The organism is Corynebacterium gottingense, from assembly GCF_003693265.1.
In the GTDB taxonomy this organism is placed as follows: domain Bacteria; phylum Actinomycetota; class Actinomycetes; order Mycobacteriales; family Mycobacteriaceae; genus Corynebacterium; species Corynebacterium gottingense.
On sequence record NZ_RDRE01000006.1, the window covers coordinates 1 to 25,371 of the forward strand.

The following is a 25,371-nucleotide window of genomic DNA, read 5'->3' on the forward strand; positions in this document are numbered from 1 at the left end:
AACTGTCCAAACCCCGACCGAAGCGCAGGCCACCAGAATGACCCGCTAGAAACTGTCCAAGAACTCCATAGATTCCGTGTCCAAAAAGTCATTGGACTCCTTGTCCAAAAACTCTATGGACATAACAAAACGGAGCTAGCTCCATTTGCAGCTGGCTGCTCCGCGCGACCAGGCGATTTACCACCCCGCCACCACCAAATGGAGCTAGCTCCATCTACAACCAACTGCGCCGCGCGACCAGGCAATTCACCACCCCGCCACCACCAAACAGCGCTAGCTCCATCTACAGCCGACAACGTCGCGCGACCAGGCAATTCACCACCCTGCCACCACCAAACAGCGCTAGCTCCATCTGCAACCGACAACGTCGCCCGACCCGGCAATTCACCACCCCGCCACCGCCAAACGGAGCTAGCTCCATCTACACCGGACCAACCGGTCCCGGCCGGCGGAGCACAGCTACCCCAAAATTCCCATTCCCATCGTAGCCTTGAGGTCCCCCATGAGGTTTGCTGAGCGCTCCACGCGCAGGTGATCGCCCAGGACCATCATCTGGCTGTGGTCCCCGTTCACTAGGTTGAGAAACACGTCGGAATCGCCAGGGTTGTTCAGCAGCACGTCTTTGAGTCGCGCGATATTCTCCACCGTGCACTGGTCCGTGCGCAGCGTCAGACGCAGCGGCAGGCCGGCGCCGTGGCCGGGCCCAAGCTCGGGGACCTTGACGTCGTCGCCGAAGAGGCTCATGCGCTCGTCGCGAATGGTCACGCGGGCCTTGACAAGGATGATGTTGTCCTCGACGATTTGGGGCGCAACGAGGGAGTACACCTTGTTGAACAGGAGAACGTCGACCTGGGCGCCGTGATGATCCTCAATGGTCACGATCGCCCACGGGGAACCGTCCTTCTTGGAGAAGCGGCGGTCCACGCTAGAGATGAGGCCGCCGAGCGTGACCTCCGTACCGTGGCGCAGCTCGCCCGACAAGACCGTGGTCAACTCGGTGTCGGTCTGCGCAGCAATCGCCTCCTCGAACCCGTCCAGCGGGTGGCCAGAGACGTACAGGCCAAGCATCTCGCGTTCCAGCGCGAGCTTGTGCTTCTTGTCCCACTCGTCGTCCGGAATGTCCATGGTGAACACGGCCGAGCCACTCTCCTGCCCGTCGTCTCCGCCGAAGCCGGCGAATAGGTCGAACTGGCCCTTGTCCGCTGCCTTCTTCGTGGTCAGCACGGAGTCGACCATGTCCTCCTGCACGAGCATGAGCCCCTTGCGAGGGTGCCCGAGCGAGTCGAACGCGCCGGATTTGATTAGCGATTCGGTGATTCGCTTGTTGCAGGCCAACAGATCGATCTTGTCCAAGTAGTCGGAGAAGCTCGTGAAGTGGCCCTTCGTGCGGCGGGTTTCCTTGATCGACTCCACCACCTCGGCGCCGACGTTGCGCACCGCGGCGAGGCCGTAGCGGATGTCCTCGCCGACAGCCATGAAGTTCTCTTCCGACTCATTAATATCCGGCTGCAACACCGAAATGCCAAGGTGACGGCAGTCCGACAGGTAGATCGCGGACTTGTCTTTCTTGTCGCCAACCGACGTCAGCAGCGCCGCCATGTACTCAGCGGTGTAATTCGCCTTCATGTAGGCCGTCCAGTACGACACCAGCGCGTAGCCAGCGGCGTGCGACTTGTTAAACGCGTAGGACGCGAACGGCTCGATCGTGCCCCACAGCGCGTCCATCGCTGCCTTGGAGTACCCGTTCTCCTGCATGCCGCCCCAGAACTTGTCGTACTGCTGGGCGAGCACCTCGGGTTTCTTCTTACCCATCGCTTTACGGAAGCCGTCTGCCTCGCCGGCCGTGTAATTTGCCACCTTTTGAGAGATACGCATGATCTGCTCCTGGTACACGATGAGGCCATAGGTCTCGTCGAGAATTTCGCGCAGCGGCTCGTCCAGCTCCGGGTGGATCGGGGTGATAGGCTTACGCCCGTTCTTACGGTCCGCGTAGTCCCAGTGCGCGTTCACACCCATCGGACCCGGGCGGTAGAGCGCCAACGACGCCACGATGTCCTTAAAGCCGGTCGGCTTCATGCGTTTGAGCAGCTCCTGCATGCCGCCGGAGTCCAGCTGGAACACGCCGAGGGTCTCGCCGCGGGAGAGCAGCTCGTACACGGCTGTGTCGTCTGTATCCAGCGTTTCCAGGTCGAGCGTTTCGCCGCGGTTCTTCTTTACGTTCTCCAGGGCGTCGCCAAGCACCGTAAGGTTGCGCAGGCCCAGGAAGTCCATCTTCAGCAGGCCGATGGCCTCGCAGGCCGGGTAATCCCAGCCGGTGATGATCGCGCCGTCCGCCGGGCGCTTCCACATCGGGATGTGGTCCATGAGCGGCACGGACGCCATGATCACCGCGCAGGCGTGCACGCCGGCCTGGCGCACGACGCCCTCGAGGCCGCGAGCCGTCTCGTAGATTTTGGCCACATCCGGGTCCGTCTCGATCAGTGAGCGCACCTCGGCTGCCTCGGTGTAGCGGGCGTGCTCCGGATCCGTGATGCCGACGAGCGGGATGTCTTTCGCCATGATCGCGGGGGGCAGGGCCGCGTTGATGCGGTCTGCCATCTGGAAGCCGGGCTGGCCGAAGTTCACCTTCGCCGAGTCCTTGATCGCCTGCTTCGTCTTCACGGTGCCGAACGTGATCACCTGGGCGATCTTGTCCTCACCCCAGCGTTCGGCGGCGTAGGTGATCATCTCGCCGCGGCGGCGGTCGTCAAAGTCAATATCAATATCGGGTGCGGACGGGCGCTCCGGGTTGAGGAATCGCTCGAAGAGCAGGCCGTGTTCCATCGGGTCGATGTTGGTGATGGTCAGCGCGTAGGCCACAAGCGCACCAGCTGCCGAGCCACGGCCCGGTCCGACGCGGATGCCCACCTCACGCGCGTGCTTAATCAGCTCCGCGACGATGAGGAAGTAGGACGGGTAGCCCTTCATGTCGATGACGTCGATCTCGTATTCAGCGCGCTTGATGTACTCCTCTGGGACCTCGCTGCCGTCGAAACGCGCCTCGAGCCCGCGCTGAACCTCCTTGCGCAGCCAGCTCGTCGGCGTCTCGCCCTCCGGCACGTCCGCGATTGGCATGCGATCGTGCGGGTGGTCCTCCCAGAGCTCGCCGTAATCGCCGACGCGCTCGGCAATCCACAACGTGTTGTCGCAGCCGTCCGGCACGGTGGAGTCCCAAATCTCGCGCATCTGCTCTGCGGACTTGATGTAGTAGCCCGTGCCGTCGAACTTGAAGCGATCCGGGTCCATCATCGTCTTACCGGTCTGCACGCACAGCATCGCTTCGTGCGCGGGTGCCTGGGATTCCAGCACGTAGTGGCAGTCGTTGGTCACCAGCGGGGGCAGGTCCAGTGCTTTGCCGATGCGCAGCAGGTCGTCGCGGACACGGCGCTCGATGTGGAGCCCGTGGTCCATAAGCTCAAGGAAGAAGTTGTCCCGCCCGTAGATGTCCTGCCACATCGCGGCAGCCTCCAGGGCCTCGTCGTATTGGCCCAAGCGCAGGCGCGTCTGCACGTCGCCGGACGGACAGCCAGTGGTGGCGATAATGCCGTCCGCGTGTTCGGCGATGAGCTCTGCGTCCATGCGGGGCCACTTGCCCAGCTGTCCTTCGTAGGAGGCGAGGGACGACAGCTTGAACAGGTTGTGCAGTCCCGTGGCGTTTTCCGCCAACATGGTCTGGTGGAGGTAGGCACCGGACGCGGAGACGTCGTCGCGCTTCTGGTCCGGGGTGCCCCACAGCTGGCGCTTCTTGTTAAAGCGAGACGCCGGGGCCATGTAGGCCTCGATGCCGATGATCGGCTTCACGCCAGCGTCGACCATGCGCCGGTAGAAGGCATTAGAGCCGAACATGTTGCCGTGGTCCGTCATACCCACAGCAGGCATGCCCTGGCGCACCACTTCATCGGCCAGCAGGTCCACCTTGGCCATGCCGTCCAGCATGGAAAACTCGGTGTGGTTGTGGAGGTGGACGAAGGAGGAGTTTTTGGCCATGCGGGTCATCTTAACCCTACTCAAGAAACGGCAAAACCCCCGTGATTACGGGGGTGTGATTCGCCGCTACGGCGGCGCTTACTCGTAACGGAGCGCCTCAATAGGCTGCATCTTTGCCGCCTTCGACGCCGGGTAGGCGCCGAAGAACACGCCGGTAGCAAGTGAGAACAACAGCGAAAGCAACACTGCACCGACCGGGGGCCACACGAATGCGTCGAACGCCGCGGTGGCGATCATGCCGATTGCCCCGCCGAGGATAACGCCGATGACGCCGCCGACCAGGCAGACCAGCATCGCCTCGACGATGAACTGCGTGCGGATGTCGCCGTGGGTCGCGCCGAGCGCCTTGCGCACGCCGATCTCGCGGGTGCGCTCCGTGACCGTAATCAGCATGATGTTCATCACGCCGATGCCGCCGACCAGCAGGGAGATGCCGCCGATTGCGGAAAGCACGGAGGACATGATGCGGAACACGCTGGTCAATTCCTGCAGCGACGAGGACAGGTCGATGACCTCGGCCTGGTAGGTTTCATTACCGCGGTACTGGCGGTCCAGGTAGTCCTGCAGATCCTTCTGGAACGTGGCCGCCTCCTCCTCGCCGGAGCTGCGCACCGAGATGGACGTGAACCAATCCCCGTTCAGCCCGATTCGGTCGGCCGCGGTGACGGGAATGTACGCCTCGGCGTAGGACTGCATCCCGCCGAACGCTCCGCCGCCGCCGGCGGCGCCATCCGTCTTGTCGCCGAGCACGCCGATGATGGTGAAGACGGCCGGTTGGCCTTCTTGCACCAGATCGATGCGTTCGCCCAAGGCGGAGGCGGGGTCACCGTCAAACATGGCGTCGACAAGCTCTGGGCTCACCACGGCCACCGGGCGCTGGCCCTGCATGTCCTTGTCGGAGATGCCGCGGCCGAACTCGACCTCGCCGCCGCGCATGTCAATGGAATCCATGAGCGCCGGGTTGATCGTAGTGCTCACTGGGTCCTTGTCGCCGTTTTCAATCTCGCCCATGCCGGAGAGGTCGACGTCGATGCCGGTGATGCGGTCGCCGAACGCGTCGCGCATATCCTGCAGGTCCTGCAGCGTCAGCGAGTCTCGCTCGTCCGTCGGCTGCGCCTGCGACATGGCCGCAAACGGGTCGTCGGACTGTTCCTCTTCGTCGGGGCGCTCGTGCACCACGACCGGGTGCGTCGTCGTGCCCACGCCCTGCAGGCCGGACATGACCTGGTTCTCTAGGCCGCGTCCGAGGGTCATGATGATCACCACGGCCATGATGCCGATGATGATGCCCAGCAGCGTCAGCAGCGAGCGCAGTTTGTTCTTGTTCAGGCTGGAGACGGCCAGCCGGAGCGATTCTTGGATATTCACGGTGTGTCGTCTCCTTCCTTACATTCCCAGCCCGGCGGGCGTGCGCACGTTGGCAACGCGCCCATCCATCATTTCCACGACGCGCTCTGTTTCTTCCGCGAGCTCCGGGTTGTGCGTAATAAACACCACTGACTTGCCCAGGTCCTTGTGCAGCTTGTGGAACAGGTCCATCACCATGCGGCCGGTCTTTGAATCGAGTGCGCCGGTTGGCTCGTCGGCAAGCAGGAGGTCCGGGTCGTTGGCCAGGCTGCGTGCAATAGCCACGCGCTGCTTCTGGCCACCGGACAGCTCGTTCGGGTTGTGGTGAATGCGGTCACCCATCCCCATCATCTCCAGCAGCTCCGCGGCGCGCTCCTCGCGCTCCTTCCGTTCCACGCCCGCATACATCATGGGCATGGCCACGTTTTGCAGCGCGTCGATGCGGCCGATGAGGTTGAAGTTTTGGAAGATGAAGCCGATGTTCTTGCTGCGGTACGACGCGAGCTCCTTGTCCTCCTTGGCGTAGACCGGCTCGCCGTTGAACGCGTACGCACCCTTGGACGGCCGATCCAGCATGCCAATCAGGTTCATCAGCGTCGACTTACCGCAGCCGGATGGGCCAACGATGGACACGAACTCGCTCGGTTTTGCGTGAAAGTCAATGCCGTGCAGCACGGTCAGCTCGCTCGGCTCACCCTCGTTGTACGTCTTCACCACCCCGCGCATGTCAATGAGTAGGCCCGAGTTTGCCATCGGGTTCGCAGGAGCAGGACGCTTATCGACGCCCCCACGTTCCCCACCAACGATCACCGAGCTCCCGCCCCGCTGTTCCCTGGGCTGCGCTTTCGGCGGCTCCTTCGTGGTGGAGACGGCCGGCTGTTCGCCGGTGGCCTCCTCCGCGCCGAAGAAAAACGGGTCGTCGTCCTCTCCGGCCCCGGCCGGTTGGCCGGGCGCTGCTTGCGCAGTGTCGAGTGCGTTGTCGTCGTCTCTGCGGGCGTGTTTTCCTTTTCGGGAGAACTTCTTCAACGGCGCGCTCCCCTACTTTTCCTCGCCGCCCTCGGCGGCGTCCTTCTGCTCAGACTTCGGCGCTTCAGAGGACTTTGTCCCGTCCTTGTCATTCGCACTGTCATTCGCGCTGTCCTTGGCGCCGTCTTTGGCATCGCGTACCTGCTGCGGGTCGAACTTCGGATCGGAGATGTCCACGGTCTCGCCGATCTTGTCGGAGTACTCGTCCGGCCAGTTGATGACGATGTCGCCCGGCTTGAGGTCGCCCCCGGTGATGGCAATGTCCACGTCGTTGGTGGCGCCCGTCTTCACGCTGCGCTCCTCCACCTTGCCGGACTTCGCGTCGTCGCCATCGGTGGCGAGCACCAGGACCTTCTTGTCATTATCGTCGCCGTACACGGCGTCGACAGGCACGTTGAGGGCGTCCGGGGACTCTTCGGTGATGATCTCCGCGCGCACTGTACCGCCGAGCAGGAGTCCCTTCTTGTCGCCGGTGACCTCGATCTCCACGGGGAAGGTCACGCTGCTGGACTGGTCGTTGGCTCCGCCGGCCGCGTTCACGCCTCTGGCCATGCCACCTGCCATGCCGCTGCTCATGCTGCCCGACGCGCTCGGGTCAGCGGCCGGGGCGATGCGCTTTACACGCCCCTTGAATTTCTTGTCGCCGGTTGCGGTCGACGTGAACTCGACGCGGTTGCCTTGCGCGATGTTCGGCACGTCGGCCTCGCGAACTTCGGACTTGATGATCAGGCTGGAATCATCTGCCAAGCTGAGCAGCTTGCCCTGCGGGATGTCGCCTTCCTGCACGTCCACCGCGGTCACGATGCCGGCGAGCGGCGAGTACAGCGTCGCCTCCTGCAGCTGGTACTCCAGCGTGCCGTCGCTCTCAGAGATGCCGGCGCTTTCCGCCTGTCGACGTGCACTATCCACTTGCCCCTGCAGCTGCTCGCGCTCCTGCTGCGCCTGGGTCTGCGCGGCTGCGAGCGCTGCCTGGGCGTCTTGCAGCGCTGCGTACGCTTCATCGACGCTCATCGGCGCACTCGCTGCGGCGTCGGCCCCAGCCGCGCCTGCAGCACCCGCGCCCTGGGCGCCGGCCATGCTGGCGAGGTCCTCCGGGGAGACCGCACCGGCGCCTGCCGCGCCGTCTGCGCCGGCAGCGCCCGGTACGGCCACCGCGCCCGCGCCAGGTGCAGCTGGCGCAGCGGGTGCTGCCGGTGCAGCGGGTGCCGGAGCCTCCGGGGCGCCGCCGCTCGAGCTACCCGGCAGGTGCGAGGAGAGGTTGCCCGCCATCTGGGAAAATACGTCGGCCACTCGGGTTGCGGAACGACCGCCGTTTGCGGCGAGCGCCGCGTTGTATGCAGCCTGCGCCTGATCCACCTGAGCCTGTGCCTGGCGGATGGCCTGGTTCGTGCCGTCGTTAATGGACTGGTCGTGGGCGTTGAGCTGGGATTCTGCCTGCTGCAGCGCCTGGGTGGCGTCGGCCTGAGCGTTCGCCTGCTGGCGCTCCTGCGCGGCAAGCTGCCGGTCCAGCTGCTCGGTGTCCATAGAGACCAAGAACTGGTCCTTTTGCACGCGGTCACCGGGCTGCACGGCGATCTTTTGCACCTCGGACTGCACCGACGTGGTGATGTTCATTGCCCGAACCGGAGCAATGCTGCCGTTGACTACAACGCTGTCGGAGACGTCTTCCGCCGCCGCGACGGTGTAGTCGCCCGGCTGCAAGCCGTCCGCGTCCTTACTGTCGGATCCCCCACCGAAGCCGCAGGCGGAAGCAAACAGCGACACGGTGGTGATCACCGCGACGGAGCGCAGCTTCAGCGACCGGCGGCGGTTGGTGGTGGCGTGCGGGGTGGCAATTCCGGATTCGGAAACCAAAACTTCTCCTCACAAACGGGCGCGCCAACGGCGTCTTCGTCAAATCCAACTGAAGAGTCCGGGCGCTTAGGCGTGCAACTTCGTTGAACTATACACGGCGCCGAACCACTTCGGGCCAGCGCATTGCCCCGCTTGGGGCGCGAACGACGAGGCTGAATTCTGCCTACGAACTAGCTGAGTACACACCCGGGTTCCGCACAGCGATTGCGCCCCACACCGCGTCGGCGGGCAATACCTCGACTGAGCGCACGTGCGACGATTCCGCGAGGCGCGACAGCGTTGCAACGTCCGCGGTCACCACCGCGCCAGCGAGGCGCACAGGAGCCTGTGCCTCGACTGGGTCAGCGCGACGCTCGCGCTGAACGGCCCGGCGCGCCTCGCGCTCGCACACCTCGCCCCTTCCTGCGCTCGTCTCCCCGACTGGCTCCGGGGTGTCCTTCGGCGGCAGGCCCTCCGGCACGATCGCGTTGACGCGCGGCACGTCTCGGTACGCAGCTGCCGCCGCGTCGCAGGACTGCGGCGCGTCGAACGCGACCAGGGCGAGGTGGGAGTCGCCCGGCGCGCTCTTCCTCCGCGCGGAGTCAAGCGTCGCCGCGGCGCGTTGCGAGTACTCCTCCGCTGACTCTCCCGAATCGGGGCCGAGCGCGTCGCCTTGCAGCGTCGGCGTGGCGGGCGCGTGAGACATCCCGACGGCGTACAACGCGACGATGAGCAGCGCACACGCCCCGAACACGGCGGCTGCCGCGGCAAGCGGATGGCGCATGCTAGCCCGCCCTCAGCACGTCCAGCGCGTGTTGAAGGTCGGCTGGGTACGAGGACTCGACCGTCATGTACTCACCGGTGCGCGGGTGCGTGAACCCGAGCGATTTGGCGTGCAGCCATTGGCGGATCAGCCCGAGGCGCTTGGACAGGTTCGGGTCGGAACCGTACATGGGGTCGCCCACGCACGGGTGGCCCAGCGCAGACATGTGCACGCGGATTTGGTGGGTGCGCCCCGTCTCCAGGTGCACCTCGAGCAGACTTGCACGGCGGAAGGCCTCGATGACGGAGTAGTGCGTCACGCTCGGTCGGCCGTCGTCAGTCACGGCGAACTTCCAGCCCGACGACGGGTGCCGGCCAATGGGCGCGTCGACGGTGCCCACGATGGGGTCCGGCAGTCCCTGGACGACGGCGTGGTAGGTCTTGTCCACCGTACGTTCCTTGAAGGCACGCTTGAGCACCGAGTAGCCCTGGACGCTCGCGGCGACCACCATCACCCCGGAGGTGCCAACATCCAGGCGCTGCACGATGCCCTTGCGCTCCGGGGGACCCGCGTCCGGCAGCGTGAAGCCCATGGCCTGCAAGCCGCCGAGGACGGTGGGGCCGTCCCACCCCAGGGTCGGGTGCGCGGCAACGCCGACTGGCTTGTCCACCGCGATGACGTCGGCGTCGTGGTAGAGGATCTCCAGGCCCTCGACGTGCTCCGCCACCGGTTCCGGCGCTCGCTTGGGTTCCGGGAGGGTGGCCTCGATGAGGGCGCCTGGGATGACGCGGTCGGATTTTTGGGGCGGTGTGGCGTCGATAAGCACCTGCTCCTGCGCGATCATCTCGGCGGCGACGCTGCGGGAGATGCCGAAGAGTTTGGCCAACGCGGCGTCGACGCGCATGCCGGCCAGGCCTTCGGGGACGGGGAGGCTGCGGAAGTCACCCGGCATGCGGCGCCTCCTTGTGGTCGGAGGTCAACACCGCCAACGCGAACAGGGCGGTGCCGACGGTGATGCAGGCGTCCGCGAGGTTGAAGACCGCGAACGAGCCCACGGAGATGTAGTCCACGACGTGGCCGAACCAGAAGCCGGGGTCACGGAACAGGCGGTCAATGAGGTTGCCCAGGGCGCCGCCCGCGATCATGGCCAGACCGATGGCCTCGAAACGCGAGGTCAAGCGCGGGGCGTAGAGCAGCGCACCGACGACGAAGGCGAGCTGGATCGTGGTGAACAGCCAGGTCGAGTTCTGGCCCATGGAGAAGGCCGCGCCCGGGTTGAACAGCAGGTAGAACCGGAACCAGTCACCAATCAGCGGGACCTGATCCCCCGGCTCGAGCCACGAGACCATCAGCTGTTTGATGGCCTGATCCGCCACCGCGATGACCAGCATGACGGCGGCGACGAGCGGCAGGTACCTCCCCCGGCGCGGGCCGCGAGGCGCGGACGCCGGGTCCTGCGTATTGGTGTGACTGTTGTTGTGTTGCATCGCCTGTCAACTGTAGCGGGTCCGGCTCCGCGCGGGCGCACTGTCGCCCGGTCTGGGCACGCAGCCGTGGTTGCTTCCGGGTCGTCGCGGTGCGGTAGTTTCAAAGTGTGATGTTTCTGCCTCCCCGAGCGCGCTCGGCGCGTCCTGCTCGCCCAGCTCACCGACCCCGTTTCGCCGCCGCCTGCCTGGTGCTCAGCGCAACGCTGCTCCCGCTGACTGCTTGCGGCACCGCGGACGAGGACCCGCTCAAGGGGATTCCGGCGTTTGCCATGGACACCCCGGCCGTGGAGGTCGTTGCCGCGGGCGAGTCCCCGCAGCAGCTCTCCTACCGGCTGGGTGGCGAAGACGGCGAGAACACCGACGAGACCGACGCATGGGACACCACCGTCGCGGTGTCCTCCGGCATCAGCCAGGACGTGCTGCCCGCGGACCAGGCGCACGAGGACCCCGGCCTGCCGAACGTGAGCAGCGTCGACGTCTCCACCACCACCCTCCCGCTCGCAGTCACGGCGGGCAGCGCCCCGGAGCCGGGCGAGGACGAGTCCCCGGCGGACGCTGCGGTAGAGTTCACCGTGGGCAAAGGCAAGCACTCCGACCTGCCGCTGAGCCAGGAGGTCGCGTCCGCGGAGGGGTTCCTCATGCGCTGGCGGGCGCAGTCGACCGGCGCCATCTCCACGCTGAAGCTTATGGCGCCGAACGAGTCCCAGGAGCGGGGACGCCAAGCGGTGGAGCAGTCGCTGCTGGCCATGGCGTCGATGAACGTGGTGCTGCCGGACGAACCGGTCGGCGTGGGCGGCTCGTGGACCGTGCGCAACCGCGTCACCGGGACCTCGAACATGCTGCGCACCGCAACCTATACGGTGACCCGGCTCGAGGGCGATGCCGTCGACCTTGACGTCCACGTGGAGGAACGCCCCACCCAGCAGTCGCTGCAGATTGACAACTCTGTCGCCGGGGACCTGGACGGGCAGACGCTTGACGTGGAGAGCACGTCCACGACCTCACAGGGCAGTATTACGCTGGACTTGAAGCACCCGCTGCCCACGTCCGGGCAGGTCGCGTCCACCACCCGCCTGGTCTACTCGGGCGAGGACGCCGCCTACCGCGTGGTGCAGGACGTCACGGAGGCCGTGACCTACGGGTCCGACGACGCGTAGCGCTCACCCCAGAGTTTTCAAGGAGTTTCCCATGGTCGCACCGCTGCACATCGGCCTCGATGGCATCTCATTTACCTACCCCGGCGGCAAGCGAGTGCTCACCGACATCTCCTTCGCCGTCCCCTCCGGCTCCGTCACGGGCCTGATCGGCGAGAACGGCGCCGGCAAATCCACCCTGCTCGGCGTCATCTCCGGCGAGCTCACCGCCGATACCGGCCAACTCATCACCCCGCCGACCACCGGCTTCATCGCCCAGGAAACGTCCCTGCCGTTCACCGAGCCTGCAAGCAAGCTTATCGACGCCGCCGTGGCCGAACTCCGCGACGTCGAAGCCGACATCACCCGCCTCGGGGAGGCCATGGCCACGGAGCAGGACGACGCCGCGTCCGCCGCACTCGCCGCCGACTTCGACCGTGCGCTCGCGCGCGCCGAGCAGTCCGGCGTGTGGGAATTGGATGCGCGCATCGCCACCGTGCTCGCCGGCCTTGGCCTGGCCAACGTGCCCCTTTCCACCCCGCTCGGCGAGATGAGCGGCGGGCAGCGGCGCCGCTTCGCGCTCGCCGCCCTCCTGCTACGCCCGGTCGAGGCCATGGTGCTCGACGAGCCAACAAACCACCTCGACGACGAGGCCGTGGACTTCCTCATCGGCGAGCTCGAGGCGTTTAAGGGCCCCGTGCTCGTGGCCTCCCACAACCGCTACTTCCTCGACCGCGCCTGCGACGGGATCGTCGACCTGGATCCCGGCCTCGGCGCGGAAGGCGGGTTCGGCGAGGAGACCCGCCAGGGCGCCCGCTTTTCCGGCGCGTTTTCGGACTACCTGAAGGCGCGCGAGGACCGCCGGCGACGCTGGGAGACCGACTACGCCGCCCAAGAGCACGAACGGGCCCGCTTGGAGAAGGCCGCCGAGCAGGACGAAGAAAACGTCTTCCACTCCCACGAGAACAAGACCGAGACGCGCGCGGCGGCGAAGTTCTACGCCGATAAGGCAGCGAAGACGGTGGGCAACCGACGCCGCTCCGCGCGTCTTCGCCTGGAGGCGCTGCAGCGCGAAGCGATCCCGGCCCCGCCGGCGCGGCTGTCCTTCCGCGGGGTGCCGGAGCACACGGCAACGTCGATAGGCGTGCCCGCCGTGGTGACCCGGGGCCTCGCGGTGCCGGATCGCCTCGCCCCGCTGGACCTGAAGCTGCAGCCCGGCCAGCAACTCCTGGTAGAGGGGCCGAACGGGTCGGGCAAGTCGACGCTGCTGAAGATTCTGGACGGCACGCTCACCGAGTATTCCGGCGAGTGCCTCATCCCGGAGGAGTACAGCGTGGGCCGCCTTGAGCAGGACGACTCATGGCGCGACCTGACGGTCACCGCGGCCGAGGCGTTTGCCATCCGTACCGGTGGCGGCTCCCCGGACCTCGTGGAGATGGGGCTGATGACCGAGGCGCAGGCCGCCACGAAGCTGGAGGACCTCTCGCTGGGCCAGCGCCGCAGGGTTTCCCTCGGCGTGATCCTTTCCACTCCCCCGGACCTGCTGCTGTTGGACGAGCCCACCAACCACCTCTCGCTCGCCCTGGCGGAAGAGCTCGAGCACGCCCTGCTGGACTTTGCGGGCACCGTGATCATCACCAGCCACGACCGGTGGGTGCGCCGCCAGTGGCGCGAGCGGATCCGCACAAACGACGAACGCGCCAGGATCCTCACCCTGTCCACGATGTGGACCGGCGAGGTCTGGCGCGACGAAGTGGACTAACGGACTACAGGGCCGGGGCCTCCTGGTAATCGCCCTCCGGTGCCTGCTCAGCCGGGGCATCCGCGGCCGGCGCGTCGGCGGGGGCCTGGTCCCCGGGCACGGTCGGCGCGGCGCCGGCGGTGCACATTGGCGGCACCTGCTCCGGCGGCAGCGTATTCGTCACCAGGGTGCAGGCCCACTCCTGGGACAGCTTCCACTGCCCGTCCTCGAAGACGAACTCCACGTCCTCCGCCTGCTGCGCGGACTGCTGCTCCGGCTGGGTGAAGTTCACGGTAGCCAGGACCGTGTTCGGCCCGTAGCCCGGCAGGATGGGGTCCACGACCTGGAAGTTTGCCCCGGACTGCTGTTGGGACTGCGCCATGACGTCGAAAAGCTCGGGCACCGTGTCGCCGCCCTGGACGGTGTTGACGCGCTCGCCGATCGGCAGGGCGGAGTCGGTCGCGCGGGTCAGCACGGCGTTGAGCTCCTCGGCGGTCGGCAGCTCGGCCACCGGGGCGGCCTGCTGGGCGGAGGTCTGTTCGTTGCTGGCGGACCCGCTGGTGTCCGCGCCGGACTCGCCATCATCGGAGCAGGCGGCGAGGCCCGCAGTCAGCCCGAGTGCGGCAACGGCGACGATGAGTTTGTGTGCGTTCACTGATTCTCCTTGCGGCAGCATTTGCTTCGTAGGTTCTCGTTTGCACTTTATTCCACTCAGCGTATCGCCCCGGTATCACCACACCAACAACATCATCTGGCACGCTAGGACTCATGGAACACTTCGTCCTCGTCATCTCCACCGGCGGCACCATCGCCTCCACCACCGACGCCACCGGCGCGCGCGTCCCCACCCTGACCTGCGAGGAGCTCGTCTCCCGCAGCGGCACCACCGAGCCAGTGCGCACCTACGACGCCGCGAGCCTGGATTCCTCCTCAGTCACCCTCGCCGAGGTCGATACCTTGAGGTCGCTCGTGCGCAAAGCGCTTGACGACGCCTCCGTCACCGGAATCGTCATCACCCACGGCACCGACTCCATGGCCGATACCGCGCTCGCGCTCGACCTCGTCCACGACGACCCCCGCCCCGTCGTGCTCACCGGCGCGCAGCGCCCCGCCGACGCCGACGCGCCCGACGGGCCCGAGAACCTGCGCCGCGCGATCGACACCGCCGCCGACCCGCTGCGCCGCGGCCAGGGCGTGCTCGTCCACTTCGGCGGCGACACCTTACCGGCCCGTGGCCTGTACAAGGCCCACACCGGCGAGCTGCGCGCCTTCGCGCTCGCCGCCGACCGGCCGCTGCCCCGGCCCGCTGCCGCTCCCCTGGCCCAACTGGACGGGTGCAACATCCCCGTCATCGCGGCGTGGCCCGGCGCGGACGACGCGCTCGTAGACGCCGTGGCCGCCTCCCGCCCGGACGGCATCGTCGTCGCCGCACTAGGTGCGGGCAACGTCTCCGAGCAGATGGGCACCGGCCTTGCCCGCGCCCTGGACGCCGGGATCCCGGTGGTCATTTCCACCTCCGTACCGCGCGGCGAGGTGGCGTTTGCCTACGGCGGCGCCGGCGGCGGCAGCACGCTCGGCGCGAAGGGCGCGCTGCCGGCGGGCTTCCTGCGCCCGGGCCAGGCACGCATGGCGCTCGCGACGGCGCTGGCCGCGGGCGTCGACCCGGCGCCGTTGCTCGGCGCGCGCTAGCTAGCCGTCGCGTTCCTCGGCGTCGCGCTCCTCCTCGAACCAGTCGTCCCAGTCCAGCGAGTCGAGCGGGTCCGCGGGCTGCAGCTGTTCGTCCGTCTCGCGCAGGCTCTTGATGCGCCCCGGCCCCGTCGAACGGGTTTCAAAGCGAACAGTCACCCACCCCTTGCCCGCGCCCTGCACCCAGCCGTGGCCGTACTCGGGGTGGAATACGTCCTGCGTGGCCTGCCAGATGCCCTGCTGGTGCCCGGCCTGCGTGTCCACCTCGATCTGCTCCTGAGTCACGTGGTCGCTCACCCCGGTCTCGTAGTCTGTCTCCGCCGAGGCGGGCTTCACAATCGCCTGGTCTAGCTCCGGGAAGAGCACGTCCTGGAGCGAGTGCTCGAGGCCCGAGTAGGAGACGCCGACGAGCCGTATCGGCCCGACCTCGTCCGGGTAGCGCACCAGCTTGAACGCCGTGGCGAGCAAGGTGCCAGCGTCATCGGTGGCGTACGGGAGCGTGGCTGAGCGCGACTCGATGCGGAAATCCGCCATGCGAAGCTTCACCGTGACGGTGCGCGCCCCGCGGCCGGCGCGGACCAGGCGTCGGTGCGACCCCTCTGCCGCCCGCTCGAGCGCGGCGTCCACCTCCGCCTGCGTGGTGAGGTCCTGCGGGTAGGTGTGCTCCGACGAGATCTGCTTAGATTTCGCCCGCTGCGCGACCGGTCGGTCATCGATGCCGCGCGCCAACGTCCACAGCTGCTTCGCCACGACGCCGCCGAGTGAGATGTCCACTTCCTTCTCGCTCAACGCGGCGAAGTCTCCGATCGTCTCGATGCCGGCCGCCGCGAGCTTCCCCTCCGTGACCGGGCCGACGCCCCACAGCTGGCTCACCGGGAGCGGGTGCAAGATGTCCAACTGCTCGTCGTGCGGGATGACAAAAACGCCGTCCGGTTTGGCCAAGCCGGAACCGATCTTGGCGTACTGCTTCCCGCTGCCGGCCCCGATGGAGCTGGGCAAACCGGTCTCTTGCTTGATCGCGTCGCGCAGGTCGTTGGCCCAAGCGCGGACGTGGTCCGGCGTGGCGTCGACAAGCTCCTCTGGCTCTAAGAACGCCTCGTCGATCGAGAGCTGCTCCATCACGTCCACGCGGCGGCGGATGATGTCAAAGACGCGTCGCGACGCCGCGCTATAGACCGGGCGACGCGGCGTGATCAGCACCGCCTGCGGGCCAATGAGGCGGGCGGCACGGTGCGTGGGCATGGCCGAGCGCGCGCCGAACTTGCGCGCCTCGTAGCTGGCGCCGGCGACCACGCCGCGCCCGGTGACCCCGGCGACCAGGACCGGGCGGCCTTTGAGGGTGGGCCGGGTGAGCTGCTCGCAGGACGCGAAGAAGGCGTCCATGTCGATGTGCAGCACCCAGCGAGTCATGCCCCCAAGTCTGCCAATCATCGCTCACAAGTTCCAACTGGCAGGTTGGGGGCCATGGCGGTGAGGGCAGGCGCGGGCTACGCGTTCTTGCGCACCCGCGCCGTCACGCCGTCGATCACCTCGTGCACGGTCTGCTCACCGGACAGCGCGTCGGTGGTGACGGAGAAATCGGTAGCCAGGGTCTCGCCGGCGATGTGCTCGGCGTGGCGCTTGGCCCACCCCTCCTTCTTCGCCGGCACGGAGAGCACCACGGCGATGCGGTCAGAGACCTCGAGGCCCTCGCGCTTACGCGCGTCCTGCAGACCGCGGATGACATCGGCGGCCCAGCCCTCGGCCTCCAGTTCCTCAGTGACCTCGGTGTCCAGGACGACCAGGCCGGCGACACCGTCGTTCGCGTCCACGCGCGCGGTGCTCTCCGGGTTTTCGGCCACGAGTCGCTCCGTGTAGAGCTCCGGGGTAAGCACGATGTCGCCGTCGACCACCACGTCGTCGCCGCGGCGCTCGTAGTTGCCCGCCTTCACATTCTTGATGGCACGCTGCACGTCCTTACCCAGCTTCGGGCCAGCGACCTTCGCGTTCACGACGACCTCAAAGGAACCCGCCGAATCTACGTCCTCGGTCAGCTCGACGGACTTGACGTTGACCTCGTCGCGGATGACCGGGGCGAAGTCGGCCAGGTCATTCGCGTTCGGCAGCGCCACGGTGAGCTTGGGCAGCGGCAGGCGGTTGCGCAGCTTGCGGGACTTGCGCACCGAGGAAGCCGCGGAGCACACCGCACGGGTGGCGTCCATCGTGGCCACGAGTGCGTCATCAGACGGGATGGTGTCCGCCTGCGGGTAGTCCGTGAGGTGCACGGAGCGCCCGCCGGTCAGGCCACGCCAGATGACCTCGGAGATGTACGGCAGCAGCGGCGCGGTGACGCGGGTGAGGATCTCCAGCACCGTGTACAGGGTGTTGAAGGCCTCCGGGTGCGCCTCCTGGCCCTCCCAGAACCGGTCGCGGGAGCGGCGCACGTACCAGTTGGTCAGGGTGTCGGCGAAACGGCGCACCTCGTCGCAGGCGTCGGCGATGCGGGTGTCTGCAAGCGCGGCGTCGACAGCCGCGACCACGTCGTGCGTCTTGGCCAGGATGTAGCGGTCGAGCACGTCGGTGGAGTCCAGCGACCAGGTCGCCTCGTGCGAGCTGTAGAGCTGCAGGAACGAGTACGCGTTCCAGATTGGCAGGAGCGCCTGGCGCACGCCGTCGCGGATGCCTTGCTCGGTGACGATGAGGTTGCCGCCGCGCAGGATGGCGCTGGACATGAGGAACCAGCGCATCGCGTCAGAGCCGTCGCGGTCAAAGACCTCGTTGACGTCCGGGTAGTTGCCCTTGGACTTGGACATCTTCAGGCCGTCGTCGCCGAGCACGATGCCGTGGGCGACAACCTTCTTAAACGCCGGGCGGTCGAACAGCGCGGTGGACATCACGTGCTGGAGGTAGAACCAGCCGCGAGTCTGGCCGGAGTACTCCACGATGAAGTCGGCCGGCTGGCGGGTTTCAAACTCCTCCACGTTTTCAAACGGGTAGTGGTACTGGGCGAACGGCATCGAGCCGGACTCGAACCAGCAGTCCAGCACGTCCGGCACGCGGCGCATCATGGACTTGCCCGTCGGATCGTCCGGGTTGGGGCGCACCAGCTCGTCGATGTGCGGGCGGTGCAGCGATTCGGGGCGTCGGCCGAAGTCGCGCTCGAGCTCGTCGAGGGAGCCGTACACGTCGACGCGCGGGTACTCCGGGTTGTCCGACACCCACGCCGGCACCGGGGAGCCCCAGTAGCGGGTACGCGAGATGTTCCAGTCGCGCGCGCCCTCCAGCCACTTGCCAAACTGGCCGTCGCGGATGTGCGACGGGATCCAGTCGATCTGCTGGTTCAGTTCAACCATGCGGTCGCGGAACTCGGTGACCTTGACAAACCATGCCGGCAGCGCCATGTAGATGAGCGGCTCGCCGGAGCGCCAGGAGTGCGGGTAGGAGTGGACGATGGTCTGGTCGCGCACCACGCGGCCCGCAGCCTTGAGCTCGCGGATGATGTCGCGGTTCGCGTCAAACACCAGCTTGCCCTCGTACTCGGGGACGAGGCTGGTGAACTTGCCGTCGGCGTCGACCGGGATGACCAAGTCGATGTCGTACTTTTCGGTGGTGAGCATATCGTCTTCACCAAAGGCGGGCGCCTGGTGGACCACACCGGTACCGTCCTCGGTGGTGACGTAGTCCGCCAGGAGGATCATGAACGCGTTCTTCGTGTCCTTGAAGTAGTCGAAGACCGGCTCGTACTCCAGCCCCTCCAGCTGCGCGCCGGTGAAGGTGGCGACGACCTCCGGGTCCGTGCCCAGCTCCTTGGCGTAGGCGCCCATGAGGTCGGTGGCCAGCAGCAGCTTCGCTCCGGCGAAGCCCTCGACACCGTCCTCGGCAACGCGGACCAGCGAGTACTCCACCTCCGGGTGGACCGCCAGGGCCAGGTTGGACGGGAGGGTCCACGGGGTGGTGGTCCAGGCGATCGCGGCGGCGTCGTGAAGCTCTGGGTGCTCCTCCCACGTGGTTGCGGCGGCGAAGCCCTCACGGCCACCGGTGAACGGCATGGTCACCGTCACCGTGGGGTCCTGGCGCTCGCGGTAGGAATCGTCCAGGCGGGTCTCCTGGTTGGACAGCGGCGTGTGCTCCGCCCACGAGTACGGCAGGACGCGGAAGCCCTGGTAGATCAAGCCCTTGTCGTAGAGCTCCTTGAACGCCCACATGACGGACTCCATGAACTCCGGGTCCATCGTCTTGTAGCCGTTTTCAAAGTCGACCCAACGAGCCTGACGCGTGACGTAGTTTTCCCACTCGTCCGCGTAGTGCATGACGGACTTTGCGCAGTACTCGTTGAAGCGCTCGAGGCCCATGTCCTCGATCTCCGCTTTGTCCTTGATGCCCAGCTGCTTCTCCGCCTCCAGCTCGGCGGGCAGGCCGTGGCAGTCCCAGCCAAACACGCGCGGCACGTGGTAGCCGGACATCGTGCGGTAGCGCGGGACGATGTCCTTGACGTAGCCGGTGAGCAGGTGGCCGTAGTGCGGCAGGCCGTTGGCAAAGGGCGGGCCGTCATTGAACACGTACTCTTCGGCGTCTTCACGGTTTTTCAGCGAGGCCTGAAAGGTCCCGTCGCTGTTCCAGTAGTCCAGCACGATCCGTTCCATGTCCGGGAACCGGCTGCTGCCACCAGTCATGTCTACCTTGGGGTAGACGCCACCTACCTCGGTCATCATTCCTCCACGCACGTTGCGGTTCTCGTGCAGGGACGCGGAAAGTCGCGCGGTACCACCCTGCTTGAAGCCAACCAAAGAGCCAGCTCCCGCTTCATTTGTGGTGAAGGAAGTGACGTCTCCCCTTGTTCACGTCCGGTTCTACTTGCCGCAGCCCTGCAGCCGCGGGGTTCTTCCGAAAACGCTCCCCGGTGATGGCCGGATCAGCACGTGCGCTGTTGAAGTGCCTCGCCAGTATAACGCACTCCTGGCCCGTGCGGTGCGGAGCATGCTTATCGACGCCAACGCCCCGCCCACGAACCTCATCCCAGGTCCGCGCGCGGGGCGTTGAGAGCGCGTGCTGTGCTACTTCGCGCCGGCGTCGCCGCTCGGTGCGGAGGTGCCGCGGGTCTCCAGCTCTTCAAGCTGGGACTGCAGCAGGGTCTTCAGGCGAGTGCGGTACTCGCGCTCGAAGGTGCGGAGCTCGGCAATACGGTTCTCCAGCGCGTTCTGCTGCTGCTTGACCGTGTTCATGATCTCCGTGTGCTTGCGCTCTGCATCGGCCTGCAGCTTGTGCGCCTGCTCCTCGGCCTGACGGATCTGCGCCTCGGCACGGGAGTTTGCGTCGCTGGTGGTCTCCTGCGCCTTCTTCTCGGCGTCCGCCACGAGCTGCTTCGCGCGGGTCTCCGCGGTCGTGGTGGTCTCGGCCGCGCGCTTCTTCGCGTCCTCGAGCTGGGTGTGGGAGCGGGACTCCGCATCGGCCAGCTGCTTCTTCGCCTTGGTGTCTGCGTCCGCAAGCTGGCGCGCGGCGGCACCGCGGGCCTCATCCAGCATGGAGCGGGCCTCAGCCTGCGCGTCGCTGGTCAGACGGTCCGCCATCTCCTGTGCCAGGCCAAGGACCTTGGCGGCCTGGACGTGGGTGTCGGCGGAGGCAGCCTCAGCGGATGCCCCGGCAGCCGCAGCTGCGGCAGGCGCGGCGATGGAGGAGCCCTGCGTGGTGCTCTTGGCTGCGGACTCTGCGGAGCGCTTCGCCTCAGCAACACGCTTGTCGGCGTCCTGCTTTGCGGCCTCGGCCTGCTTGCGGGCCTTTTCCGCCTCGCTCTTCGCGGTGCGGGCCTCGGCCTCTGCCTTGTCCGTGGCAGTCTTCGCGTCACGCAGCTTCTTCTCGTACTCAGCACGGAGCTCCTGCTCGACCTGCTTGCGCACAGCCGCCTCGTCGACTGCAGAGGACTGCGACGCGGACGCGGCTGCAGCACCGCCGGTCGCGGCGCCGCCAGCGGCAACCTCATCCACGCGGGCGCGCAGATCATCGTTCTCGTCCTGCAGTTGGGCGAGCGTGTCCTCAACGAGGTCCAGGAACTGGTCGACCTCATCCTCGTTGTAGCCCCGCTTGCCAATCGGAGGCTTACTGAAAGCGACATTGTGCACGTCTGCTGGAGTCAGCGGCATGGGCGTTCCCTTCGAAGTCAGTGACGTACCCGGCTACCCGGGCACAGGATTTCCTCCCACGTTACGGGAAAGCAATCCGTGTTTCTAATAATTTGTAACGCTTTTACCCGACGATTCTAGCCGATACGGAGAGCTCCGCCACGTCGAGTCAATCTATTTATACACGTGAAGACGCGGTATGTGTCGAGTGAAGCGCAAAAAGCGGGGGAAATTCGCACTTATTCAAGAATCTCTACCTCCGGTTGAGCTGCAGGTTTCCACTCTCAGACGAACGGAGTAATGAGGGTGGCGCGAATTACCATCTGCACCACGACGAGGACGACAAACAGCACGATGACGCTGAGGTCAAAACCGATGCCGTTGGACATCCGTAACGGCGGGATCATCCTCCGCAGTGCCTTCACCGGGGGATCCGTCACCACAAAGATCGCCTCTCCAGCGACCATGAACCAGTGGGGCGGGTCAAAGTGCCGTGAAAAGCTTTCCACCATTTCAATGATGACGCGGAGGATCACCACGAACGAATAGAGGCCAACGAGGGCGTACAGTATTGCTCCGAAAATTGCCACGTGCGCCACCATACCTATAGCAAAACGCGCGGGGTGCAACCGCTACCCCGCGCGTGTCACGTCTTCCTGGCTAGACCAGGTGCGCTCGACGCTGCAAGTCCTGCTCATCGACGTCGACCCCATCGGGCACGATGGCGAAGACGCGACGGTCGACGTCAAGACGCGACGTCAGGTTGTGCATCGTGCCCCGCAGCGCCATGCACAGTCCGGAGGAGAAGTCGATGAACGCCTTCGCCTGGACCTTGCTCAGGCTGGTCAGGTCCATGATCACAATGTTGCCATCGCGGAAGGGCTCGCCAACCTGCTTCGCGTCCTGGTACGAGTGCAGCATCGGGATCACGACCTGGGCGTCACGACGCACGCGCGGCTCGGCGTAATCGCGGTCGGCTGCGGAGGAGTAACGGTGCGCTCGCGATGGCTCAACATCGCGGACGTCCCGGACCTCATGCGCAGCGTGGGCGGACTGAGCCCGGCGGTCACCGCGATCGTCGCGCATGTCCGTGCCAACACGGTCATCACGGTCGTCACGGTCGTATGCGTCGTCATAGTAGGCGTCGTCCTCGCCGTAGGGGCCGAGGCCGAGGAATTCCTTCGCGCTGTCAAAAAAAGACATTGATCGTGCTCCTTGATTGCGGTGCTTGAAGTGCCCCTTGTACTGCCCAATGCTGCTCAGATCGAGGCCAGACCGGGACGAAGACCGGACAAATACCGGGCGTGTTATTTGTAAGGTTCGCGCTTAGCCTACGGGCCGCGGACCAACCACAGCTGTTCCGACACGCACCACGTCTGAGCCGTGCGCAATAGCGAGCTCGAAGTCGCCGGACATCCCTGCTGACATCCGCAGCGTGCGCCCCAGCTTGGCCGACCACTCGTCCGTCAGCTGGCGGACGAGCGCGAACACTTCGCCTGGTTCGGCGTCCAGCGGCGGCACGACCATGAAACCGTCAAAGACGAGGTGTTCCGCGTCCTCGACGGCCCCAACGACGTGCGAGACCGTCTCCTCCGCATCGACGCCGCCGAATGACGCGCCATCCAGCGCGACGCCGCCGCGGCTGGTGTCGCCGTCGGCAGACACCTGCACCAAGCAGCGCAGCACGTCTCCGGCGCCGTCCCGGCGGTCGCCGCGCTCGATCGCGAGCGCCATCCCGCGGTCCAGCCCCCGGGCGAGCTTGACCGAGTCCACCGAGTGGACCTCGGACGCCCATCGGGCCACGGCGTTAGCCTTCTTGGATTGGATTTGGCCGATCATGACTATCCCACAGTCCACGCCGTCGGTGGCGAGCGTTTCCGCCTTCGCGCGCGCCTCCTGCTCACGGTTCTCCCCCACCAGGCGGACCCCGGCGGCGGCGAGCGCTTCGACTGTTCCAGCACCGTGGAACTTGGTCACCGGCAGGAGCGCCACGCTTCCCGGCTCGCGGTTGGCTGCGCGTTCCGCAGCGCGGATCCGCTCTCGCACGGTCTCGAGGTTCTCGCGCAGCTGCGCCGCGCTGAGGTCGCCGTGCTGTTGCTCGGCATGTTGCCCGGCGTGTTGCTCAGTCATTTATTTCGCCCCCGTCAGCCAAATCACGCCGGCCTGACGCCCCGTCGTTCCCTCGCGGCGGTGAGAGAAGAAGGACTCGTCCGTAATGGTGTCGCGCGGGTCGGCGTCGATGTGCGTCACGCCCAGCGAGAGCAGTTGGCGCACGATACCGGCACGGATGTCCAGGCCCGCCGTGCCCTTGCTCGTGGCGCAGCGGGAGCCCGGCAGGTGTGCTTCCACGTCGTCCGCCATCTCCGCGGGGACCTCGTAGGACTCGCCCGCCGCGGCCGGTCCCAAAAGCGCTTGGATATTGGCCGGCTTCGCCCCCAGCTCCACCATCTGCTGCACGGTGCGTGCCACGATGCCATTGCGCGCGCCCAACCGGCCCGCGTGGACGGCGGCGATGACGCCGGCGTCGTGGTCCGAAAGCAGCACCGGAGTGCAGTCCGCGACCAGCACGCACAACGCAAGTCCGGTCTGGGTGGTGACGAGAGCGTCGGTCGCTTCGACGGGGTCGGCCTGGGGGCCGTCGACCACGGTGACGGAGTTGGTGTGGAGCTGTTCCATCCACACGAAGTGCTCTTCGGGGAGGTCGAGGATGGTGGCGAGGCGGCGTCGATTAGCATGCACCTGCGCTTCGTCGTCCCCGACGTGGAGCGCGAGGTTGAAGCTGTCGTACGGGGACGCAGAAGCCCCGCCGGCACGGGAGGTAAACACCATGCGGACGGGGCGGGTTGTCAGGTTTTCCATGCCAACCAGGCTACCCGGCTCACGCGGCCGGGCGAGCGCTGGTGGTTAACGCAGGAAATCGGGGACGTCGAGATCGAAATCGTCGTCGCCGCGGTTGTCGCGATCGTCGCGACGGACCTCGCCGCGGTCGCTGTAGCTACGGTCGGAGCTGGTGAACAGGCCGCCTCGCTGCGAATCGTAGCTGTGGCGCGGCTGGCGGTCCTCGTAGCCACGCTGGCTGGGCTCGGACTGGTTGGTCTCCACCGCGCGGTCGTCGAATAGCGAGCCGCGGGACGGGGCCGGGGTGGCCGAGGAGGCGCCGTCGATCTGTGCCGCGCTGGAGCCGGACTGCGCCTGGGCGGTCTGGATCTGCGGCTCGCCCTGGCGGGTGGCCTCGGCACGCACGTTGGCCTTCTCGTCAAAGCCGGTGGCGATGATGGTCACGCGGACCTCGTCGCCCAGGTTGTCGTCGATGATCGTGCCGAAGATAATGTTCGCGTCCTCGTCGGCCTTGCCCTCGACGATGGAAGCCGCGTTGTTCACCTCCATCAGGCCGAGGTCCGAGCCGCCGGCGACGGAGATCAGCACGCCCTTAGCGCCCTCCATGGTGGCCTCGAGCAGCGGGGAGTTGATGGCCTGCTCGGTCGCGGTCATCACGCGGTTGTCGCCGCGCGCGGAGCCGACGCCCATGAGCGCGGAGCCGGCGTCGGCCATGACAGAGCGCACGTCGGCGAAGTCGACGTTGATCATGCCTGGGATGGTGATCAGGTTGGTAATACCCTGCACACCGTTGTAGAGCACCTCATCGGCGGCGCGGAACGCGTCCATCATGGACAGCTCCGCCTCGCCCAGCTGCAGCAGGCGGTCGTTCGGGATGACGATGACGGTGTCGCAGACCTCCTTGAGCGCCTCGATGCCCTCGAGTGCCTGGCGGGTGCGGCGCTTGCCCTCAAAGGTGAACGGGCGGGTGACCACGCCGATGGTCAGGGCGCCCATCTTCTTGGCAATGCCGGCGACGACCGGGGCCGCACCGGTGCCGGTGCCGCCGCCCTCGCCGGCGGTCACGAACACCATGTCGGAGCCCTTCAGCGACTCCTCGATCTCCTGCTTGTGGTCCTCCGCGGAAGTACGGCCAACCTCCGGGTTCGCACCCGCGCCGAGGCCACGGGTGGCTTCGCGGCCGATGTCCAGCTTCGTATCGGCATCCGTAAACAGCAGCGCCTGCGAGTCGGTGTTAATGGCGACGAATTCGACGCCCTTCAGGCCTTCTTCGATCATGCGGTTGACGGCGTTGACGCCACCGCCGCCGACACCGACAACGCGGATCATGGCGAGGTAGTTCGCGGGAGAGGTCATGGTGTGGTGACTCGCCTTTCAAACAGTGAGGAGTGGTTTC

General features: G+C 66.5%; 19 protein-coding genes. 3 read left to right on the forward strand and 16 right to left on the reverse strand.

Features of this window, described 5'->3' with window-relative positions; genetic code table 11:
- Window positions 1-459 precede the first annotated feature (459 nt).
- The 7 genes from dnaE to lspA form a co-directional block, all read right to left on the reverse strand.
- Window positions 460-4,026: a DNA polymerase III subunit alpha gene (gene dnaE / locus EAW56_RS05040; protein WP_122085585.1), complete on the reverse strand. Its 3,567-nt coding sequence runs from the start codon at window positions 4,024-4,026 to the stop codon at window positions 460-462.
- Window positions 4,027-4,104: 78 nt separating this feature from the next.
- Window positions 4,105-5,394, reverse strand: coding sequence for an ABC transporter permease (locus EAW56_RS05045; RefSeq protein ID WP_095536809.1), 1,290 nt, complete (start codon window positions 5,392-5,394; stop codon window positions 4,105-4,107).
- A gap of 18 nt (window positions 5,395-5,412) precedes the next feature.
- On the reverse strand, window positions 5,413-6,126 hold the full coding sequence (locus EAW56_RS05050; protein ID WP_095534973.1) for an ABC transporter ATP-binding protein: 714 nt from the start codon (window positions 6,124-6,126) through the stop codon (window positions 5,413-5,415).
- Between the two features lie 285 nt (window positions 6,127-6,411).
- Entirely contained in the window at window positions 6,412-8,253 is a 1,842-nt protein-coding gene (locus EAW56_RS05055; RefSeq protein ID WP_122085462.1) for an efflux RND transporter periplasmic adaptor subunit, read from the reverse strand.
- A 163-nt stretch (window positions 8,254-8,416) separates the two neighbouring features.
- On the reverse strand, window positions 8,417-9,016 hold the full coding sequence (locus tag EAW56_RS05060) for a hypothetical protein (protein ID WP_122085463.1): 600 nt from the start codon (window positions 9,014-9,016) through the stop codon (window positions 8,417-8,419).
- Between the two features lies 1 nt (window position 9,017).
- Entirely contained in the window at window positions 9,018-9,947 is a 930-nt protein-coding gene (locus tag EAW56_RS05065; RefSeq protein WP_095534867.1) for an RluA family pseudouridine synthase, read from the reverse strand.
- Window positions 9,937-10,482, reverse strand: a complete 546-nt coding sequence (gene lspA / locus EAW56_RS05070; protein WP_095534868.1) for a signal peptidase II — start codon at window positions 10,480-10,482, stop codon at window positions 9,937-9,939. The genes EAW56_RS05065 and lspA overlap by 11 nt, the downstream gene beginning before the upstream one ends.
- 188 nt (window positions 10,483-10,670) lie before the next feature.
- Between lspA and EAW56_RS05075 the strand changes: the two genes are divergently transcribed.
- Both EAW56_RS05075 and EAW56_RS05080 read left to right on the forward strand, forming a co-directional pair.
- A complete protein-coding gene (locus EAW56_RS05075; protein ID WP_122085465.1) occupies window positions 10,671-11,639 on the forward strand; it encodes a DUF6263 family protein in 969 nt (322 codons plus the stop codon).
- Between the two features lie 31 nt (window positions 11,640-11,670).
- Window positions 11,671-13,377 carry an ABC-F family ATP-binding cassette domain-containing protein gene (locus EAW56_RS05080; protein ID WP_122085467.1) on the forward strand — a complete coding sequence of 569 codons (1,707 nt, stop codon included), beginning with the start codon at window positions 11,671-11,673 and terminating at the stop codon, window positions 13,375-13,377.
- A 4-nt stretch (window positions 13,378-13,381) separates the two neighbouring features.
- On the opposite strand, the gene EAW56_RS05085 is transcribed toward EAW56_RS05080, so the two are convergent.
- Window positions 13,382-14,011, reverse strand: coding sequence for a WKL family lipoprotein (locus EAW56_RS05085; protein ID WP_095278033.1), 630 nt, complete (start codon window positions 14,009-14,011; stop codon window positions 13,382-13,384).
- A 113-nt stretch (window positions 14,012-14,124) separates the two neighbouring features.
- On the opposite strand from EAW56_RS05085, the gene EAW56_RS05090 reads away from it, so the two are divergent.
- Window positions 14,125-15,045: an asparaginase gene (locus EAW56_RS05090; protein ID WP_095278035.1), complete on the forward strand. Its 921-nt coding sequence runs from the start codon at window positions 14,125-14,127 to the stop codon at window positions 15,043-15,045.
- Here the strand turns inward: EAW56_RS05090 and EAW56_RS05095 are convergent, their stop codons facing one another.
- From EAW56_RS05095 to ftsZ, 8 genes are all read right to left on the reverse strand, one after another.
- Entirely contained in the window at window positions 15,046-16,452 is a 1,407-nt protein-coding gene (locus tag EAW56_RS05095; protein ID WP_122085468.1) for a DNA polymerase IV, read from the reverse strand.
- A gap of 77 nt (window positions 16,453-16,529) precedes the next feature.
- A complete protein-coding gene (gene ileS / locus EAW56_RS05100) occupies window positions 16,530-19,733 on the reverse strand; it encodes an isoleucine--tRNA ligase (RefSeq protein ID WP_122085587.1) in 3,204 nt (1,067 codons plus the stop codon).
- Between the two features lie 342 nt (window positions 19,734-20,075).
- The gene (locus tag EAW56_RS05105; RefSeq protein ID WP_122085470.1) at window positions 20,076-21,158 is read right to left on the reverse strand and encodes a DivIVA domain-containing protein; all 1,083 of its coding nucleotides are present in this window, start codon (window positions 21,156-21,158) and stop codon (window positions 20,076-20,078) included.
- Window positions 21,159-21,421: 263 nt separating this feature from the next.
- Window positions 21,422-21,727, reverse strand: a complete 306-nt coding sequence (locus EAW56_RS05110; protein ID WP_095278043.1) for a YggT family protein — start codon at window positions 21,725-21,727, stop codon at window positions 21,422-21,424.
- A gap of 70 nt (window positions 21,728-21,797) precedes the next feature.
- On the reverse strand, window positions 21,798-22,340 hold the full coding sequence (gene sepF / locus EAW56_RS05115; RefSeq protein ID WP_095278046.1) for a cell division protein SepF: 543 nt from the start codon (window positions 22,338-22,340) through the stop codon (window positions 21,798-21,800).
- A 123-nt stretch (window positions 22,341-22,463) separates the two neighbouring features.
- Window positions 22,464-23,267: a YggS family pyridoxal phosphate-dependent enzyme gene (locus EAW56_RS05120; protein WP_122085471.1), complete on the reverse strand. Its 804-nt coding sequence runs from the start codon at window positions 23,265-23,267 to the stop codon at window positions 22,464-22,466.
- Window positions 23,268-23,996 (reverse strand): peptidoglycan editing factor PgeF, encoded by a 729-nt coding sequence (gene pgeF, locus EAW56_RS05125; RefSeq protein WP_244213359.1) that lies wholly within the window; start codon window positions 23,994-23,996, stop codon window positions 23,268-23,270.
- Window positions 23,997-24,041: 45 nt separating this feature from the next.
- A complete protein-coding gene (ftsZ, locus tag EAW56_RS05130; RefSeq protein WP_122085474.1) occupies window positions 24,042-25,331 on the reverse strand; it encodes a cell division protein FtsZ in 1,290 nt (429 codons plus the stop codon).
- Window positions 25,332-25,371: the final 40 nt, after the last annotated feature.

Bases quoted from the DNA above. Each gene is read 5' to 3' on its own strand.
- EAW56_RS05120 (WP_122085471.1), bottom strand. From the start codon at position 23,267: ATGACTGAGCAACACGCCGGGCAACATGCCGAGCAACAGCACGGCGAC.
- sepF (WP_095278046.1), bottom strand. From the start codon at position 22,340: ATGTCTTTTTTTGACAGCGCGAAGGAATTCCTCGGCCTCGGCCCCTAC.
- ftsZ (WP_122085474.1), bottom strand. From the start codon at position 25,331: ATGACCTCTCCCGCGAACTACCTCGCCATGATCCGCGTTGTCGGTGTC.
- EAW56_RS05080 (WP_122085467.1), top strand. From the start codon at position 11,671: ATGGTCGCACCGCTGCACATCGGCCTCGATGGCATCTCATTTACCTAC.
- EAW56_RS05050 (WP_095534973.1), bottom strand. From the start codon at position 6,126: ATGGCAAACTCGGGCCTACTCATTGACATGCGCGGGGTGGTGAAGACG.
- ileS (WP_122085587.1), bottom strand. From the start codon at position 19,733: ATGATGACCGAGGTAGGTGGCGTCTACCCCAAGGTAGACATGACTGGT.
- EAW56_RS05095 (WP_122085468.1), bottom strand. From the start codon at position 16,452: ATGACTCGCTGGGTGCTGCACATCGACATGGACGCCTTCTTCGCGTCC.
- EAW56_RS05065 (WP_095534867.1), bottom strand. From the start codon at position 9,947: ATGCCGGGTGACTTCCGCAGCCTCCCCGTCCCCGAAGGCCTGGCCGGC.
- lspA (WP_095534868.1), bottom strand. From the start codon at position 10,482: ATGCAACACAACAACAGTCACACCAATACGCAGGACCCGGCGTCCGCG.
- EAW56_RS05105 (WP_122085470.1), bottom strand. From the start codon at position 21,158: ATGCCGCTGACTCCAGCAGACGTGCACAATGTCGCTTTCAGTAAGCCT.
- EAW56_RS05060 (WP_122085463.1), bottom strand. From the start codon at position 9,016: ATGCGCCATCCGCTTGCCGCGGCAGCCGCCGTGTTCGGGGCGTGTGCG.
- EAW56_RS05090 (WP_095278035.1), top strand. From the start codon at position 14,125: ATGGAACACTTCGTCCTCGTCATCTCCACCGGCGGCACCATCGCCTCC.
- pgeF (WP_244213359.1), bottom strand. From the start codon at position 23,996: ATGGAAAACCTGACAACCCGCCCCGTCCGCATGGTGTTTACCTCCCGT.
- dnaE (WP_122085585.1), bottom strand. From the start codon at position 4,026: ATGGCCAAAAACTCCTCCTTCGTCCACCTCCACAACCACACCGAGTTT.